This window comes from Methylobacter tundripaludum (assembly GCF_002934365.1).
GTDB lineage: Bacteria > Pseudomonadota > Gammaproteobacteria > Methylococcales > Methylomonadaceae > Methylobacter_A > Methylobacter_A tundripaludum_A.
The window spans coordinates 77,756-95,124 of sequence record NZ_PTIY01000013.1 but is presented as its reverse complement, the minus strand read 5'-3'; the positions used below and the strand labels follow the sequence as shown (position 1 = coordinate 95,124).

Annotated in this window: 17 protein-coding genes; 12 read left to right on the top strand and 5 right to left on the bottom strand. The window is 51.3% G+C overall.

From position 1 onward, the window contains the following. Positions 1-39: 39 nt before the first annotated feature. Together B0F88_RS15220 and B0F88_RS15215 are read left to right on the top strand one after the other, a co-directional pair. The gene (locus B0F88_RS15220; RefSeq protein ID WP_104424807.1) at positions 40-255 is read left to right on the top strand and encodes a DUF2905 domain-containing protein; all 216 of its coding nucleotides are present in this window, start codon (positions 40-42) and stop codon (positions 253-255) included. A gap of 109 nt (positions 256-364) precedes the next feature. Then, complete coding sequence (locus tag B0F88_RS15215; RefSeq protein WP_104424785.1) at positions 365-754, top strand: response regulator; 390 nt, start codon at positions 365-367, stop codon at positions 752-754. A gap of 115 nt (positions 755-869) precedes the next feature. Here the strand turns inward: B0F88_RS15215 and B0F88_RS15210 are convergent, their stop codons facing one another. Further along, entirely contained in the window at positions 870-2,204 is a 1,335-nt protein-coding gene (locus B0F88_RS15210) for a DEAD/DEAH box helicase (RefSeq protein ID WP_104424784.1), read from the bottom strand. Between the two features lie 176 nt (positions 2,205-2,380). Here B0F88_RS15210 and B0F88_RS15205 point away from each other — a divergent pair, with 176 nt between their 5' ends. Both B0F88_RS15205 and B0F88_RS15200 read left to right on the top strand, forming a co-directional pair. Continuing rightward, positions 2,381-3,070: a rhomboid family intramembrane serine protease gene (locus B0F88_RS15205; protein WP_104424783.1), complete on the top strand. Its 690-nt coding sequence runs from the start codon at positions 2,381-2,383 to the stop codon at positions 3,068-3,070. Between the two features lie 117 nt (positions 3,071-3,187). After that, positions 3,188-3,514 (top strand): hypothetical protein, encoded by a 327-nt coding sequence (locus B0F88_RS15200; protein ID WP_104424782.1) that lies wholly within the window; start codon positions 3,188-3,190, stop codon positions 3,512-3,514. A gap of 64 nt (positions 3,515-3,578) precedes the next feature. On the opposite strand, the gene B0F88_RS15195 is transcribed toward B0F88_RS15200, so the two are convergent. Beyond that, complete coding sequence (locus B0F88_RS15195) at positions 3,579-4,313, bottom strand: ceramidase (protein ID WP_258076690.1); 735 nt, start codon at positions 4,311-4,313, stop codon at positions 3,579-3,581. A gap of 113 nt (positions 4,314-4,426) precedes the next feature. On the opposite strand from B0F88_RS15195, the gene B0F88_RS15190 reads away from it, so the two are divergent. The 3 genes from B0F88_RS15190 (at position 4,427) to B0F88_RS15180 (ending at position 10,002) form a co-directional block, all read left to right on the top strand. Then, positions 4,427-5,017 (top strand): LemA family protein, encoded by a 591-nt coding sequence (locus tag B0F88_RS15190; protein WP_181049920.1) that lies wholly within the window; start codon positions 4,427-4,429, stop codon positions 5,015-5,017. A gap of 19 nt (positions 5,018-5,036) precedes the next feature. Then, positions 5,037-7,004 carry a M48 family metallopeptidase gene (locus tag B0F88_RS15185; RefSeq protein WP_104424779.1) on the top strand — a complete coding sequence of 656 codons (1,968 nt, stop codon included), beginning with the start codon at positions 5,037-5,039 and terminating at the stop codon, positions 7,002-7,004. 691 nt (positions 7,005-7,695) lie between these two features. After that, positions 7,696-10,002: a bifunctional diguanylate cyclase/phosphodiesterase gene (locus tag B0F88_RS15180; protein ID WP_104424778.1), complete on the top strand. Its 2,307-nt coding sequence runs from the start codon at positions 7,696-7,698 to the stop codon at positions 10,000-10,002. A 51-nt stretch (positions 10,003-10,053) separates the two neighbouring features. On the opposite strand, the gene B0F88_RS15175 is transcribed toward B0F88_RS15180, so the two are convergent. After that, positions 10,054-11,601: a cation:proton antiporter domain-containing protein gene (locus tag B0F88_RS15175; protein ID WP_104424777.1), complete on the bottom strand. Its 1,548-nt coding sequence runs from the start codon at positions 11,599-11,601 to the stop codon at positions 10,054-10,056. Positions 11,602-11,753: 152 nt separating this feature from the next. Here B0F88_RS15175 and B0F88_RS15170 point away from each other — a divergent pair, with 152 nt between their 5' ends. The 5 genes from B0F88_RS15170 (at position 11,754) to B0F88_RS15155 (ending at position 14,495) form a co-directional block, all read left to right on the top strand. Then, positions 11,754-12,359: a MarC family protein gene (locus B0F88_RS15170; RefSeq protein ID WP_104424776.1), complete on the top strand. Its 606-nt coding sequence runs from the start codon at positions 11,754-11,756 to the stop codon at positions 12,357-12,359. A gap of 181 nt (positions 12,360-12,540) precedes the next feature. After that, positions 12,541-12,915 carry a DUF2784 domain-containing protein gene (locus B0F88_RS15165; protein ID WP_104424775.1) on the top strand — a complete coding sequence of 125 codons (375 nt, stop codon included), beginning with the start codon at positions 12,541-12,543 and terminating at the stop codon, positions 12,913-12,915. A gap of 114 nt (positions 12,916-13,029) precedes the next feature. Continuing rightward, positions 13,030-13,455: a Gfo/Idh/MocA family oxidoreductase gene (locus B0F88_RS19575; RefSeq protein WP_219820879.1), complete on the top strand. Its 426-nt coding sequence runs from the start codon at positions 13,030-13,032 to the stop codon at positions 13,453-13,455. Then, complete coding sequence (locus tag B0F88_RS19570) at positions 13,373-13,924, top strand: hypothetical protein (RefSeq protein WP_219820878.1); 552 nt, start codon at positions 13,373-13,375, stop codon at positions 13,922-13,924. Before B0F88_RS19575 ends, B0F88_RS19570 begins: the two co-directional genes overlap by 83 nt. A gap of 121 nt (positions 13,925-14,045) precedes the next feature. Next, positions 14,046-14,495: a CBS domain-containing protein gene (locus B0F88_RS15155; RefSeq protein WP_104424774.1), complete on the top strand. Its 450-nt coding sequence runs from the start codon at positions 14,046-14,048 to the stop codon at positions 14,493-14,495. A gap of 86 nt (positions 14,496-14,581) precedes the next feature. On the opposite strand, the gene B0F88_RS15150 is transcribed toward B0F88_RS15155, so the two are convergent. Both B0F88_RS15150 and B0F88_RS15145 read right to left on the bottom strand, forming a co-directional pair. Further along, a complete protein-coding gene (locus B0F88_RS15150) occupies positions 14,582-15,802 on the bottom strand; it encodes a hypothetical protein (RefSeq protein ID WP_146083362.1) in 1,221 nt (406 codons plus the stop codon). A gap of 81 nt (positions 15,803-15,883) precedes the next feature. Continuing rightward, positions 15,884-17,368: an efflux transporter outer membrane subunit gene (locus B0F88_RS15145; protein ID WP_104424772.1), complete on the bottom strand. Its 1,485-nt coding sequence runs from the start codon at positions 17,366-17,368 to the stop codon at positions 15,884-15,886. Position 17,369 lies beyond the last annotated feature (1 nt).

Sequence of the window (17,369 nt, the reverse complement as noted above, 5' to 3'; positions counted from 1 at the left end):
GTGCGTTTGTGCAAGCAGGTCAAAAAGGGGAGGTTGCAAATGGCGCTAGGAAAATTACTGACGGTTATTGGCGTTATTTTAGCGATTATCGGGCTCACGGTTAGTTACGCGCCCTGGCTGATCGGCTGGTTTGGCAAGTTGCCCGGCGATATACGTGTTGAGGACGAGCAGCGGTTCGTGTTTATCCCGATTACCTCTATGTTTGTTGTCAGTATTATTTTGACGCTAATTTTTAATCTGTTTTTTCGTAAATAATGAACTGCATGGTATTATGCTTACAATATATTGTCGGATACCTTGAGTTCTTGTAGAATATTCCGATTAAGTACTGCAGTGCTCATAATACCTGTAATTTGGAACAAGAATGGACATATCACAAGAATTGCTACAGAAAAAGATTCTGATTGTAGATGATGCAGCTTCAATGCGGACACTAACCAAAGCTATTCTGCGCGAGGCCGGATTTACCCACGTTTTTGATGCGCCGGGTGGTGAAGAAGCATTGCTGATGATGAGAAAGGTAAAGATTAATATCGTGGTCTGTGATTGGAACATGCCGGGTATGAGCGGTCTTGATTTGTATAAGACAGTAAAAGACGACGCCAAATTAGAAACGCCGCCCTGGATAATGCTGACGTCTTCGTCCGAAGGCGACAAGGTAAAGGAAGCCATTATGGCCGGAATAACCTCATATATTGTAAAACCTTTTAAGCCGGATAACTTGGTCAAGCAAGTTGTGGCTAAACTTTCTTAACGTTTTATAGGCAAAGCTTTACGCCCCTTACCACATTCGTAGGCAATGCGTTAACTTCGGTGACCGCAAACAAAAAGGCCCCATTCGCAACAGCAGATTGCAAATGGGGCCTTTTTTATGGACGATTGTTTTCTATGTCCGGCTTAGCGGTCGGCACCCGTCTTTTTCCGATATTTTTCTTGTCCCTGTGGCGTATTTTGACTTTTTCGGCGGCTGCTTTTTTAGGTTCTATTTTCTTTTTGCCGCCAGTCGCCTTTCCTGAAGCCTTGAGTTTTTTAGGGCCTTTATACTTGCCTTCCAACTCTTTAATGCTGCGGTGTTTGAACTTCTGTTTCAAAAAACGCTCAATGCCGGACATCAAATTCCATTCGGTGTGTTTTACCAGCGCAATGGTCAGGCCCAGTTCATCGACCCGGCCTGTCCGTCCTATGCGATGGATATAATTGATGCCGTTTCTCGGCACATCAAAATTGATGACCAGATTAATACCCTTGATGTCCAGGCCTCGGGCGGCAAGGTCGGTAGCAATCATGACCTTGACTTGGCCTTCGCGGAATAATTCCATCATCCGGTTGCGGTCTTTTTGATCCATTTCTCCATGCAGCACACCGACACGGAGTTTTTGTCCGCGTAGCGGCCCGCGAAGAGCGTCCGCCTGAATCCGGCTGTTGGTGAAGACCAGCGCCTTGTCATAGGTTTCATTTTGCAGCAGCCAGGCCAGCAGCTTTTGTTTATGATCATTATCGTCGGCCAGCACAATTTGCTGTTCGATGTTGCGGTGTCCGTCATGCAGCGTATTTAAGGCGACGACTTCATGATTTTTCAGCACCTTGTCAGCCATTTTGATGACGCCGAAATGCGTCAAGGTGGCCGAAAACAGCAGGGTTTGCCGCGTAGCGTTGCAGCTGTTGGCGATGGTCAGTACGTCTTCGCTAAAGCCCATATCCAGCATGCGATCGGCTTCATCCAATATCAACACTTCCAGGTTACTGAAGTCCGGTATCTCTTGCTCCATCAGTTCCAATACTCTGCCTGGAGTCGCAATGACGATTTCCGTGTTTCTGCGCAGCATATTTTGTTGCAGCCTGAAATCATCGCCGCCTGTGATCAGGCCGGTTTTCAGGTCGGTAAATTCAGTCAATTGTTGGCAGTGCTTAAAAATCTGCTGGGCCAATTCGCGGGTCGGGGTCAGCACCAAGACTCTTGTGCCGGATTTTGCGGAGGGCAGGGTTAGCAGATGATGCAGCGCAGCCAGCAGGAATGCGGCGGTTTTGCCGCTGCCGGTTTCGGCGCTGACCAGCAGGTCTTTGTGTTCCAGAGCCAGGGGGATCGACTGTAGTTGTACGGGCGTGGGCTGTTCAAAGCCCATTTTTTTAACTGCCGACAGCAGTTGCTCATCGAGTTCCAGGCTGGAAAATGACGGCGTTTTGTTTGTTGGGTTTGTCTGCATGGATCTTTAAATGGCTGCTAAAGCGCAAGGATGATAAGAAGCAATCTGTGCAGGTATTATAGACTTTTTGCAGACGGGGTTATGATTAAATAACTATTCATTGCAAATCGGTTTTTTAGCTTTTAAGCTAGTTCAAAGCAGGAATACCATCCCGTCGACAGAGAACAGGAACAACGATGATACCAATTAGAGACACTGCCCCCTGCCATTCCAGACCTTTAGTCACCTGGGGGTTAATGGCGATTTGCATTACTGTTTTTGTGTCGATGAAATTGATGCCGGATCAGATGAGTTACAGGCTGCTTAATCTTTATGGCATGGTGCCTATCCGCTATACCAATCCGTATTATGGCTTGCCGTTCGATGGCTATTTATCTTTTTTGACCAGCCTGTTTCTGCACGGAAACTGGCTGCACCTGATCATGAACATGTGGTTTTTATGGATATTTGGCGATAATGTAGAAGACAGAATGGGGCGTTTGCCTTTCTTGATTTTTTATTTAGTGTGCGGCCTTTTGGCTACTTTTTTGCAGTGGTTTTTCGACCCGGAACTTGCGATCCCCGTTGTTGGCGCATCGGGTGCGATAGCCGGCGTATTGGCGGCTTATTTCTTTTTATATCCACTTGAGCGGGTTGTCGTGTGGGTTCCCCTGTTTTTTTTGCCGATAGTTATTCATATTCCGGCGATTGCTTTTTTAGGTTTGTGGGTCTTGGTTCAGCTCCATAGCGCGACCACTGCAATGCTGTTTGAAGGGACAGCCGTCGATGTGGCCTGGTGGGCTCATTTAGGCGGTTTTATTGCAGGTACTATTTTATATCGGTTATTTCTTCGTAAAGACCAAGCCGAAAAAAATGAATTAATTTGACGGTATTCAGGTATAATTTGCCGCTTCAAAAAGCGGTGTTTTTGACAATACACCAGTATCAGGAGTTATTTCCTGATTTAAAAAAGAATCCTTAAGTTCAATCAGGTCAAAAGTAATATGAAAAAAATTAACGTTGCGTTGGTCAGGCTACTTCAGTTTGTAGTTTTTGTGGTGTCCATATTCATGGTAATCGTCTATTTCGGCGCCATGGTTTTACTGCCTTTGGATGCCGTTGTATTGCTGATAAAGCTGATGGGAGTAGTGGGTCTTAACGGTTTTATTGCGGCCTTTATTGCTGTGCCGGCTGTCGGCTATTTAGGTTTGATGGTTTATAAAACGCCAGGGCTTTGCAAAATGGTAGTCGATGCAGGCGTTGACCTGATCAAGACCGGTAAAACCCGGGTTGAAGCGTTTAATGAAATCGCCGATGCAGTAAAAGCTTAAGTTTGCGATTGTTCATATTAAAAAAGGGTGTGCCGGTTTCGGCACACCCTTTTTTTTGTGCCTGTTATTTTGAAGACCGCCGCTGTTGCAATGCCCAATAAAAAATCAACGCCCCGAATGCGGCAACCAAATGTTTTAACGAGTGCCCGCTGAGCAAGCCGAAAATGCTGTAAAGTTGAGCGTCGAACAGCTCCATTAGTTTCGAGACCGCATAAGCTATAACGACGCCCCAAATATACTTGTCGTTATCCAGTTTCGAGTCGAACAGCCGCAGGATCAGCGGTATCAACAATACCGGTAAAAACTGCACCAGCACATAAGCGCGTAAATCTCCGTTGCCGTTAATTTCAGTCACATACCAGTAGAGTACCGATGCAATGCCCCCTATCAGCAAGGGGGCAAATAATTGTCGCGCCAGCTGAATCGAAATATATTCCCCGACTATGGCGCAGAACAACGCCATAAAAGCAATCGTCATCGGAAGGCGGTCCCAAAGCAGGGTTTGATTACCGGGTTGAAGGTGGTAATACGCAGAACCGAAACCGGTCAAAAGCACTCCGGCAAAGAATGTCAAATACATGGGCTGCAATTCGGACAATCCTCCCTGTATCCGACGTAGCGCGACCAACCGCATGCCGATGATACCGATAATGACAAACGGTAAACTGGACAACACATTGAAAAAGTTGGCAATGCCTAGGATGCGGCGCTGGTCGGCGAAATTATGGTAGGCCGCTTCCTGGGCAATGGGATCGAGACTAAAAACAGCGATTATTGCGACAACAATAATCGCCGGCATAATTGTTAAGCGGTTATCGGCAAGCATAAATGTAGAGCGTGGAAAAACAAAGGACAGATAGTAATCGCTCTTGTATGATTAGGATACACCTTGTTATTTCATGGAGTACCCTGATGTCTATCCTGCTCGCGTTAATCGCTTTCATTATCCTTGTCGCACTGTTTTTTATCGGCATTTACAACCGGCTCGTCAACTTACGCAACGGCGTTAAAAATGCGTTTTCCCAGATCGATGTCCAGCTGACCCGGCGTTACGACCTGATACCGAACCTGGTCGAGGCCGTTAAGGGTTATATGAAACACGAGAAGGAAACGCTGGACGCGGTTATCAGTGCGCGGAATGCCGCGGTAACGGGGCTTAAGGCCGCCGGGGCAAATCCTTCCGATCCCGAAGCAATCAGGCAACTGGCAGGCGCGGAGGCGGCGCTTCAGGGCAGTCTGGGCAAAATGTTTGCATTGGCCGAGGCTTATCCCGATCTCAAGGCCAATCAAAACATGATGCAGTTTCAGGAAGAGCTGGCGTCTACCGAAAACAAAGTGGCTTTTGCTCGGCAGGCTTTTAATGATGCGGTCATGATTTATAACAACGGCCGGGAGAATTTCCCCAACAATATTCTGGCCGGCATGTTTAATTTTAATGCTGCCGAGCACCTGGAAATAGAAGCGCCGGAAAAACGCGAAGCGCCAAAAGTTTCTTTTACTTAAAACCACTCCGGTTAAGCAGATGAATTTCTTTCAAAGCCAGGAAGATGCCCGCCGCAAGACCCGCACCCTGATATTGATGTTTGTGCTGGCCGTGCTTGCGATTGTCGCGGCGGTCAATTTGGTGATAACGGCTCTGGTCATTAATGCGGGCGATGAAACGGCAGCAACGACGCTTCCCGATTTCGACTGGATCATGAGTCATCTGCCGTTGGTTGGCGGCATTTCATTGGTCACTATCGGCTTCATCAGCTTGTCCAGCCTATACAAGATTGCGTCATTGAGTTCAGGCGGCGGCAAAGTCGCGCGCAGTCTGGGCGCTACGCTGATTACCGCGGAGACCAAGGATCCGTTGCGCCGCCGTTTGTATAACGTCGTTGAGGAAATGGCGATTGCGTCCGGTATTCCGATGCCGGAAGTTTACGTGCTGGAACGGGAGGCGGGCATTAACGCCTTTGCGGCAGGATTTACTACAGGCGATGCGGCGGTAACCGTCACTCGCGGTACGCTGGAAACGCTTTCCAGGGACGAATTGCAAGGCGTGATCGGGCATGAATTCAGTCATATCCTGAACGGCGACATGCGGCTGAACACGCGGCTGATGGGAGTTTTGTTCGGCATCCTGGTTATCGGCCTGATCGGCAGGGCGGTGTTGAACAGCGCCCGATACGGCGCTGTCCGCTCCGACAATTCCCGGCGTGACGGCGCCGGGGCTATTTATCTGGCCGGTTTAGCGCTGTTTTTGATCGGTTATATCGGCGTGTTTTTCGGCCAGCTGATCAAAGCGGCAGTGTCCCGGCAACGTGAATTTTTGGCCGACGCCTCAGCCGTGCAATTTGCCCGCCAGACCCAAGGCATTGCGGGCGCGTTAAAAAAAATAGCCGCCGCTCAGCAAGGCTCTGAGCTACAGACGGTCGATAGCGACGAAGTCAGTCATATGCTGTTTGCGACCGGGGCGTCATTCAATTCATTGCTGGCTACGCATCCGCCGTTACTCCGGCGCATCAAGGCCCTGGAACCGAATTTCGATGAGGCGGAAATAGACCGGCTTGCCGAGCAAATGCGGGGACAAATTCAAAACGGTTCGGAAGTTATTGAAGAAAGTACAGCAACGGCCGGTTTCGCGACGCAACACTTCGCCGTGACGCCGGATGCGGTGACTGAAACGGTCGGCATGCCCGACGAAGGACATATGCAGCTTGCTTCGAGCTTGAGGCGGTCAATACCCGAAAACCTGTATCGCGCCGCGCATTCCGGCACTGACGCCTTGCCGTTAGTCTTGGCGTTGCTGCTGGACGCCAACGAAGCCGTGCGCCGAATCCAATTAGACCTGATTGCCGAACAATTGGGCGGTACGGCGGTAATGGCTGCCGAAACGCTGCAACGGGAGATGCAAAAACCGGGGGCGGCGTTTCGTCTGTCCTTATTGCAAATCGCCTTCCCCTTGATTAAAAACCGGCCGCTGGAACAGCTTGAACGCCTAGCCGATCTGGTAGAGCGCTTGATCAAGGTCGATGGCGTCGTCGATACGTTCGAGTTCGCCTTGGGTTGCGTTTTAAAAACCCACCTGAATGATGCCGTTCAACCGCAGCATCGGCACGGTAATCTCCGTCTGACGCAGTTGCCCGAAGCGGTCGCTACATTGTTTTCTGTCGTGGCGAAGCAAGGCCATGCCGAAGCGGGTATCGCCGGCAAAGCTTACCAGCAAGGCATGGAATCTCTGGGACGCCATGAGCGGCGGATAAAAATGCTGATGGATACGGGACAATGGCCGGAGTATGCCCCTCCTGGGGATTGGGTTTTCTCCACAGATACTGCATTAAAAACGTTGGACGGATTACGGATGCTAGACAAACAAGCACTGATTTCAGCGCTGGTGCTGACAATCTCTCATGACGGTAAAGTTACCTCCGATGAGGCGGAGTTGTTGAGAGCGATATGCGCAACCCTGCATTTGCCTTTGCCGCCGTTTGTTTTTGATGCCGGCTGATAGCATTCGAATCGCTTTTGGTATATTCTCAATAACGTTGTGCGGTTTGCCTTAAAGGACTGTGAAAACGGAAAACCTGGGCAAAATAGTCAATAATTCATTTGAAGATGAGGAGCGGGCATGTCAGCAATAATATATATAGCAACGGTTATCTTTGTCGTTTATGTTGTCTATACGGTAGTGACGGATAAAGAAAAGGGCCGATGATAAGTGTCTCTAAGGTGTAAAGGCTTTGAAAATCCTCTATCTTAGCGTCGCCCCGGTTTTATTTTGACGATGAGTTGAGGTGGTTTTTCGGTTACCTCCGGCGCTCATGGAATTGAAAAGACTGACGAATGCCGGTAAGAAATTGTCGCGTTAAACCGAACGAACGCAATCAGTTTGACCGGGAACAATTAAATTTCTTCCACCATCTACGCCCCTAGGATCAGGGTTTCATGATGGCTATCGATGATGCAGGAATTCCGGCGTTTGCTGCATTGCCCCAATGTTTTGAGAGCCGGGAGCATGCACGATCGTTCATTGGCTATGAGTTATGTTCCTGGGCTTTGGGCTAAGGATGGAAATACGGGCAGTTCAGGTACAATACAACGGGCGTCATTTCAATGTAGCCTTCACCCATTATCGAATTATCCGGGCGTTTATTAATGGGCCCAAACTGTCTACGCCATAAAATTTACATTTATTTTCAATGACCCGAACCGCCATAGATTTATCTCATCGCCTGAAAAAGCTACCCTTAACCCGGCTTTTTCTGTTTTGTATTTTCTTCTCCATAGCCGCGACGGAGATTATCGTCGGAGCAATGGGCTTGCTTCTGAAAGGGGAGATTACCTACGATTACCTGTTGACCGGATTTTTTGCGTCTCTTTGCGTTGCGGCGCTGGTTTCCTCCGTACTGATTTTTTTCCTGAACTTACATCGCTTGGACAAAGATGCGCTGCGCACCAGCGAAGAGCGCTGGAAATTCGCGTTGGAAGGTGCGGGAGACGGCGTATGGGACTGGAATTTGCAAACCGGCGAGGTCTTTTTTTCCCCGCGTTGCAAGGAAATACTCGGATATGATGAGGATGACTATGAAAGCCGGATTTTGAGTTGGGAATCGACGATCTATCCTGACGATTTCCAACGCGTGATGAGCGAGTTGCAGGCTCATCTGGACGGCGATACAGACAGTTACAGCAATGAGCACCGCGCACGATATAAGGATGGAAGCTGGAAATGGCTGCTGACGCGCGGCAAGGTGATCGACCGGGATACAAACGGCAAAGCCTTGCGCATGATCGGTACGCAGACTGACATTAGCCTGCGCAAGCAGGCCGAGGAAGCGGTACAACTGGCGGCGCTGGTGTTCGAAAACGGCAGCGAGGGTATGGTGGTGACCGGCGCAGACGGCACCATCGTTGCGATCAATCCTTCTTTCACGCAACTGACGGGATACACGCCGGAAGATGTCATCGGTAAAAACCCGAAAATCCTCCAATCCGGCCGTCAGGATGCCATGTTTTACCAGGCTATGTGGCGCAAGCTCGTCACTACGGGGCACTGGGAAGGCGAAATATGGAACCGCCGCAAGAACGGTGAGGTTTATGCCGAATGGCTTAGCATCAATTCCATCTTCAACAGCGATGGCTCGGTAAACCGCCGGGTTGCGTTGTTCTCCGATATTACCAAGCGAAAACAGTCGGAAGAACTGATTTGGCGGCAAGCCAACTTCGATCCATTGACCGGACTGCCCAATCGCAGTATGTTCCGTGACCGTCTGGAGCAGGCGGTCAAGAAAACCCATCGTGTCAATTCTTCCTTGGCGTTGATGTTCATCGATCTCGATCGCTTCAAGGAAATTAACGACACGCTGGGACACGAAGTAGGCGACGCGCTGCTTGTGGATGCGGCGCAACGCCTGATCCATTGCGTGCGCGATACCGACACCGTGGCGCGCCTGGGCGGAGACGAGTTTACCGTCATCCTCGGCGATTTGGACGCTACCGACAGCGCCGAACGCATCGCTCACTCGATCTTGAACAGTTTGGCCCAACCGTTCCAATTAGGTAGTGAAAAATCCCAGATATCGGCCAGCATCGGCATTACGTTTTATCCTAAGGACGCCACTGAACTCGAGGATTTACTCAAAAACGCCGATCAAGCTATGTATGCCGCCAAGGATAAAGGCCGCAACGCATACTGCTGCTTTACTCCATCGATGCACGACGCCATGTTGAACCGGATACAACTGACCGCGGACTTGCGCGAGGCTCTCGCCGAAAACCAGTTCCAGGTGTATTACCAACCTATTGTGGATATTACGACCGGCGCCATCAGTAAAGCGGAGGCGTTGATCCGTTGGCTGCATCCCGTGCGCGGCCTTATAAGTCCCGATGATTTTATCGCTTTGGCCGAAGACACCGGACTCATTACCGAAATTGGCGCGTGGGTGCTTCGCACCGCCTGTTCCCAGGCCAAGGCATGGCGCAATCAGGGGCAGCCGTCATTGCGGATTGCGGTGAACGTCTCGGCCCGGCAGTTCCATGATATGCATTTCATAGATACCGTGAGCGCCGTGCTGATAGAAACCGGCTTGCCGCCCGAAGCGCTGGAGCTGGAGATTACCGAAGGCATGATGATGCATAACATGGAACATACCATTGCTGTCATCCAGACATTACGGGTACTGGGGGTGCAAATTTCCGAAGACGACTTCGGCACCGGCTATTCAAGTCTGAACTATCTAAAGCAGTTTCCGATCCATACGCTCAAGATCGACAAGTCGTTCATCCGGGATATTGGCAGCGATCCTGACGACGCCGCGTTGGTAATCGCCATCATCGCGATGGCGAAAAGCCTGCGTCTTTCGATAGTCGCCGAAGGCGTGGAGACAGAGCAGCAGCTTGCCTTCTTGCGCGACCAAGGTTGCACCCAGTGTCAGGGATACTTGTTCGCCAAACCGATGCCGGAACAAGAGTTTGGGGCTTTCTTGGCTGGGCCGCGCAAAGATTGATATATTCTGCGCGACTCTGATATTTATCGAAAATAACCAACCGGGGCTGTTTTAGGCCAAATCCAGCTCGCGCGTCGAGTCCAGTAACTGTTCGGCCAATTGTTTACCCGCTTCTATCAACGGATGAATAACGAAAGTGGCCCCCAATCGATACAGTTCGCTTTCCTCGTCGTTGTGAAAACAAACGGTGCCGATACTGCCGGCGAATTTAAGGCTTTTTAACTGCTTGATCGACGACGATCTTGCTTCAAATTCCGGCATGGTCAGGATAATCCCTTTGACTTTTTCCAAGGGCAGCGTCTCCCATAGCGCAGAGTCTTCGGCATCACCGTAAATCACCCTTCGCCCGTCGGCAAGCAAGTTTTTTAGATTGATAGGGTCGGCATCCAAGCCCAGCACGCGCATATCCTGCTGCTTAAAAGCGAGATATGCCGACATGCCGGTGCGTCCCATTCCCACCACCAGCCATTCCGCTCCCCCGATGCTGCTGGGTAGTCTGTCCAGATGTTCGACCTTACGTTCAAAACGGACTAATCCCGGTTCCAGAAAGGAAAAGATACGGTGTGAAAAGCGATTTAATGGCGCCGCAATAGCCAAGGAAAGCGCAACCGCCAGACCGATGACAGCTTCCCAAGCGGGGGGAAGCAGTTCCGCCTTGACGACCACACTCGAGGTGATCAACGCAAACTCACTGTAAGTCATCAACGCCAGCGCGGAAACAAAAGCCGTGCGTGCGCGTAAGCCGACCAGCAAAAATAACGCAAAGAAAAGCATGCCTTGCAATGGCAATAGAGACAGCAGCTCAAACACTTGTATGACTTCGTCATAACCCGGCAAATCGGCCAAGCCGATTTGAAGGAAAAATGCGGCTAAAAAGGTTTCTTTTAACCCCCATAGTTTTTTAGAAAGATCGTCTATGTCGGGGTGCCCAGCCAGCATAACGCCCATCAGCAATGCGCCAATATCGCTGGAAATACCGACCTTTTGCGCCAATACGCCGCCTGCCAATGCCAGTACTATGCCCAATAACAATTTCAATTCATCGTCGCGGCTGGCGTTAAGCAAGCGATACGCCAAAGGGCGGAGAAAAGGCAACAGCAGAAGGCACAGGGCCCAAGGCGACGGTTGTTTGTTATTGGCGACAGCCAGCAGGCCGATGGCGACAATATCTTGTAAAATCAATATGCTTAATACATCCCGGCCGTACAAGGTGGATAGTTCGCCGCTGTCTTCCAATACTTTAATCGCGAGCACTGTACTGGAAAAAGCCAAGCTCACGCCTATCACTAAGCCGCCGGTAACCTGCCCATTAAAACCAAAGTAGACCAGTGCGGAAACCAGGGTGACGATAAGCAAGTGCAAGGTGCCGACACTAAGCACTTCGCGTCGCAACAACGAAGAAAGCTTCAACTTCAGGCCGACCGTAAATAAGAGTAGTTCAATGCCGATATCGGCTAAATGACTGAGTGTTTCGTTGGGTTCAACGCCGGAAAGATTTAACGCGTATCCCGCCATCAGGTAGCCTACCAAAGGGGGTAAATGCAATCGGCTGGATATTAATCCTGCCAGATAAGCGGCGCCGACCCAAATTAATTCCATAATAAATCCTGTTTCTATAAGTACAATTGCTGATCTATGATAGCGCAAATTTTGTTTAGAATAGAACGGCCTAGTCAAAACTAGGATAAAGTAAGTTATCAGGAACGTTTTTAAATCTGAAAAGCTGACGTTGTGGCGGCAAAGGAGAACATGTGCTTAATAAGATAATCCACGACGCGCTGATGATCTGGGTAACCATTGAACCGATTGGGACTGTTGTGCTTTTTGCGGCGCTGGCTTCGGGACTTTCGGCAAGAGAACGCAGAAAAATTGCAACAAGGGCGATTGCTTATTCGGCTATCGTTTTGCTTGGCGCAATTCTTATAGGGCAAATCCTGCTCGCTGCGATGAACATTCAGCTTATTTCGTTGCAAATTGCCGGCGGCATCATTTTATTTCTTTTTGGACTCCAGATGATTTTCGGCCGAGCGGCAACCACTTTTAGCCAGTCTGAGGCCGGGCACGATATTGCGGTGTTTCCGCTGGCAATACCTTCCATTGTGGGACCGGAAGCTATCATGGTGGTGATTTTACTCACCGACAATTACCTCTATTCCGTCGCCACGCAGGCGATAACGGCCGGGATAATGCTCGGCGTCTTGGCGGTTACTTACCTATTAATGCTGCTCGCGGAGCATCTTCTGCGTATCATCGGGAAGAACGGCGCTGCGATACTGGAGCGTATTATGGGAATAATCCTAGCCACACTGTCCGTAGATTTAGTTATCGATGCGTTTTGGACTCTTCCAAAGCCGTAACCGGATGCGGATCAGGCATGGGAGGCAGGCGGGTGTGTTAAATTAAGTCGCCGGGAGCGGCGTAACTGAAGCGCGAGTGCCTTTGCGGCCGGCTTTATTGCTGTGGGGAATAAACTTAAGCACGAAACAACCGTCTAATTTCAGATGCCGGGGCGTAGTTCATCAATATTCTACGAATGATATGATTTATCGACTTTTAGCAGATTCCGTCCTGATTCTTCATCTCCTGTTTATCGGCTTCGTCGTTTTCGGCGGATTTTCCGCGTTACGTTCTCCCCGGATTGCGCTAGCCCATATACCGGCCGCCTGCTGGGGCGCATTTATTGAGCTGACCGGCGGGCTGTGTCCGCTTACCGTGATCGAAGTCGAATTTCGCCGGCTTGCCGGAGACGCGGGTTATTCGGGTAGCTTTATCGAGCATTATCTTTTGCCCGTGATCTATCCTGTCGGCCTTACCGGAGACATTCAATTTGTGCTGGCGGCTTTGGTGATATTGATCAACGCTGCGATATACGGTTGGCTTGTTTACCGGAAGTGCGGTTCCCGGTTCCAATAGTTTGTCGAAGGGGGAAGTCTGTGGCTGGGGTGCGCGCAGCTTCAACGGTTTTTGTGCCTCAACCCGGAACGAGAGGGTTGAGCGTTGATCCATAGCAATAACGGAGAAGGCAATATGAAACAACTGCGGCTTGCGATCATCGGTCTGGGAAATTTGGGGCGCAAATGCGCCGATCTCATTTCTGCCGATCAAACCACGGAGTTGACGGGTATTGTCAAGCGCATCGTCGCTTCCTCGGATTCCGAGTCTAAAGTGCCTGTAGTTACCCACATCAGCGAGTTGGCGGAAGTTGACGCCGCACTGATCTGTGTCCCGCCGGACGCGGTCGTGGACGTTGCCAAAGGTCTTTTGCAACGCCGGGTTCCGGTCGTGGAGTGCGCGCGTTTCCACGATGAGGCTTTTGTTAAACATAAGTTGGAAATTCACCGGAGCGCGCTGCTGCACAAAGTCCCCGCTATTGTCGGCGCGGGATGCGATCCTGGCGCGCTTTCCCTGTTCCGGCAGTTATTTTGCGCTACTGGCCCCTCACGGTCATACTGAAACCAACCTGCACACTGGAGTCAGCCTGCATCATACGCTGGCGGCGGAGGGCGTCAAAGGGGTCAAAAAAGCACTGGCGACCGAACTTAAATCCGGCGCAACGCTTCAACGCTATGTCTATGTCGAATTGGATGAATCGGCGGGCGAGGCCGGGGTGGAGCGCGCCATCGTAAACGATCCGCTGTTTCTGGACGAGCAAACGCTGGTATTGCCGGTACCGAGTATCGCCGAGCTGGAAGAAACAAACCGCGGCGTGACGCTCGCACGCCTCAGCTCACCTGTCGATGTCGGTCATTGCTCTTTTTTACTGGAAGCGCGTTTTGACGAGACTGGGCTTGCCGCGAGGATGATGCTTGCCGCCGCGCAATCGTTACCGGCTCTGCAAGCGGGCGCTTATTCGCCGCTTGACCTGCCTGTCGGCGCGCTATGGGGCGGATTGCGTTCAGCCGGGGAAAAGAAGTGGGTGTAAATCGGCTGCTTTTAGCGCATCATATCAGCATGAGTCGGGATGTTTGTGCTTATTGCTGTAGGGAGCGGGCTTGTTGCCGGTTTTGCTACAGTTCTACCTTAACTTAAGTGGAGGATTGACAATGGCTATTGGTGAATTTTGCAATCGCGACGTGGTGTTCGCGACCAGGGAAATGAGTCTGCCGGAAGTGGCGCAATTGATGCGCGAATACCATGTCGGCGATCTGGTGGTCGTCGACGAGGTTGGCGGTAAGCGGGCGCCGGTCGGCGTGGTGACAGACCGCGATATAGTCATCGAGATTATTGCTAAATCGCTGAATCTCGATGAGTTTAGCGTGGGCGACATCATGGCTCCGCAACTGGTCAGCGTGCAGGAAACCGAAGGCGTATTTGAGACGATACGGCTGATGCGGACCAAGGCAATTCGCCGTATTCCTGTGCTTAATTCGGAGGGCGGGCTTGCCGGCATCGTGTCGGCAGACGATATACTGGAGCTTCTGGCCGAGGAAATGACCGAACTGGCCAAGGTCGCTCCGCGCGGACAAGAGCGCGAGGCTAAACTAAGAACTTAATCAACGCAGGCTGATTGAGTGCGATGGGCCTGATGTACAAGCCCATCAATCGGTTTAGCATCAGGTCCAATCACGCATAAAGCGGATCATTTATCTTTTGATTTGAACTTATTATAAAAGCCTTTTAGTTTTCCCGGCTTCTTTGCGTCCGGTTTCGATGCTTCGCCAGGAGTAGCCGGTTGTTGCGCCTCAGCCGATGTTAACGGCTGGAATTCTTTTTCATCCGCTTTTGTGGCGCTCCACTGCGGTTCTGTTTTAACCGGTTGTTGTTTTTTACCGAACAGGTTTTTGATTTTGCCCAGCGAACCTTTGGCGGGTGCAGCCGGTGATTGTTCTATATTCAATGCCGCAGGCGGCGCTTCTTCGACGACCGGTTCCGGTTTTATCTCTGGCGGTATGCGCGTGGATACGACGAACTCAATTTGCGTATCTTCATTCTGCAGGGTAACTGCGGCCAGAGGTTCTTCATTAACCTGCGGCGCCAAAGTAACCGGCCCCGGTTCCGCAACAACCGGGGTATCCGCAATTTTGGGGCTTTCTTGCAACTGCACCGGCGGTTCTATGATATTAACCGGTTTTATCGTTTCCGGTTCTGCGGGGCGGGGTGCATCAGTGCGGTATTGTTTCAGGGTATCGGTCAATGCTTGATGGGCGTTATCCTGATGTTGAAGCATCGTTTTTTGCTGTTCAAGCGCCTGCTCCAGTTTTGAAAGCTGATGGGTGTGGGCGGCTAATGTTGTCTGCAAAGCTTGAAAAAGACCTTCTTTTTCGGCCAGTTTCGCCGATTCCGCCTTATAAGCTTGCTGTAATTCGGTTTTCGCCTGCTGCTCGGAACGCAGACGCTCTATTAATTGGCCGATGACTTTGTCATGTTGCTGCCATAACGCGTCCGCTTTCATGTCTTCGCTCGCAAGCAGAGGGCGCTCGCCAAGATCAAAGCTTGTCGCCAGCGTCTGAATAATTCCGGCAATCTGCTGGTTGCGTTGATAGATCAGCTGTTCAACCGCTAAAGCCCGTTGCGTTTCGTCTTGAGCCGCTTGCTGGGCTTTTTCCATTTGTTCGGTAGCCGCGGCTAATTCGTCCTGATTTTGCAGTAGCTGTTGTTGAGCGGCATTTAGATTTTCGATGCCGGCTTTTTCACAGGCGACTTTTCCTCTTTTTAATGCGGCAATCCTGATGCTGTAAAATATCGCGGTCAGCAGCCAGATTGCTGTTGCGAACGCTACCGTAACGGACAATGGATTGTTCATGGCAAAAAAATACCATTCGGGAAACATTGCTTTGATAAGGGGTAGGTATGTTTGCATGGGAGTTCCTCAATAATAAGACTATTGCATATTGTACCCGGAGCATTGTTCGCGACGCTGATATTTTTAACGTAGACGTGTTTATTTAGCCAAAGCAGGGTTCGCTTCCCAGCCGCCGCCCAACGCTTTGTAAAGCGCCGCCAGCGCGGTTGCCGTGGCGGTTTCGCTCTGGGCCAGGCGATCCTGGTCCTGCAACAGACGCGATTCGGAATCCAGTACCGTCAGGAAATCCGAAACGCCTTCGGCAAAGCGAAGATGCGCCAGGTCATGCGCCCTTTCGCTGGCTTGGGCCGCCGAGGTTAGCAAGTCCCGCCGAATTCGCGTCCGGTTGTAATTCACCAACGCGTTTTCCGTTTCTTCCAAAGCGTTCAGCACCGTCTGTTCGTACTCGGCCAGATTGGCTTCGGCGCGGGCATCCGAGGCCTTAATGCGGGCATACACGCGGCCCAAATCCAGCGCCGCCCAACTGATCTTGGGACCGACCGAGTAAGCGTCGGAACCCACTGCGCCGAGCCCGGACATGGTGCTGGCTTCGAGAGAGATGCTGCCGACAAAGGTCACCCTGGGGAAAAGATCGGCAGTGGCGACGCCGATGCGAGCGGTAGCTGCCGCCAGAGTCCGCTCGGCGATACGAATGTCGGGACGGCGGCGCAACAGCTCCGCGGGTCGGCCGATGTCGATATTTGCGGGAATTTTGGGCAAGGGTGCGGGTTTGGACAGTTTTTTCGTCAACGCGCCCGGAAGCTGCCCGGTCAGCACGCTGAGCCGGTGCATAGCTTGGTAAATGGCGCTTTCCAGTGGCGGAATGCCGGCCTTGGTGGAATCGAGCTGGGCTAACGCCCGCGAAGTGTCGAGTTCAGTCCCGCGGCCGCCTTCCAATCTGATGCGGGTTATTTCCAGTGTTTCGGCTTGGTTGTGGGCGTTCTTTTCCGCGGTTGCCAACTGGTTTTGCAGGCCCCGTAATTCGAAATAGTTTCTGGCTACCTCGGCGATCAGGCTGACGCCGAGATCTCGAAGGCCGGCTTCCTGCGCATCGACTTCGTCGCTGCTGGCCTCCACGTCACGGCGGACGCGGCCAAACAAGTCGAGTTCCCAAAACGCATCGAAGCCCGCATTGTAGAGTTTTATTTCGCGGGGCGCGTAATTCAGGTTGTTTAACGCGCCGAGACTGCGTTTCGAGTCCGTATAATTGGCGTGCGAGGTCACCGTAGGCGCCAGATTCAATCCTGCTTGCAGGTACAGAGCCCGTGCCTCGAGCAGATTGGCGCGGGCGGCCTGGAGATTACGGTTGTGCTGCACCGTAAGATCGACAAGCTCGGTTAGCTCCTTGTCTTCAAACAGTTTCCACCATGCTGCTTCCACGCCCTTTTCAGAAAACTCAGGCAGGGCGGCATTAGAGAAAGTTTGGCCTGCTTCGGTGGCCGGGGTCTTGTAATCGGGTCCTACCGCGCAGGCGCTCAGTGCAGCGGCGCACAGGAAAGCCTGTCCCCAAATTAAGCTGCGTTCAATCGCAACGGATAAGGTATTGCCGCGTTGCAGGGCAGGGTGAAATTCTGCGGAGTGCATA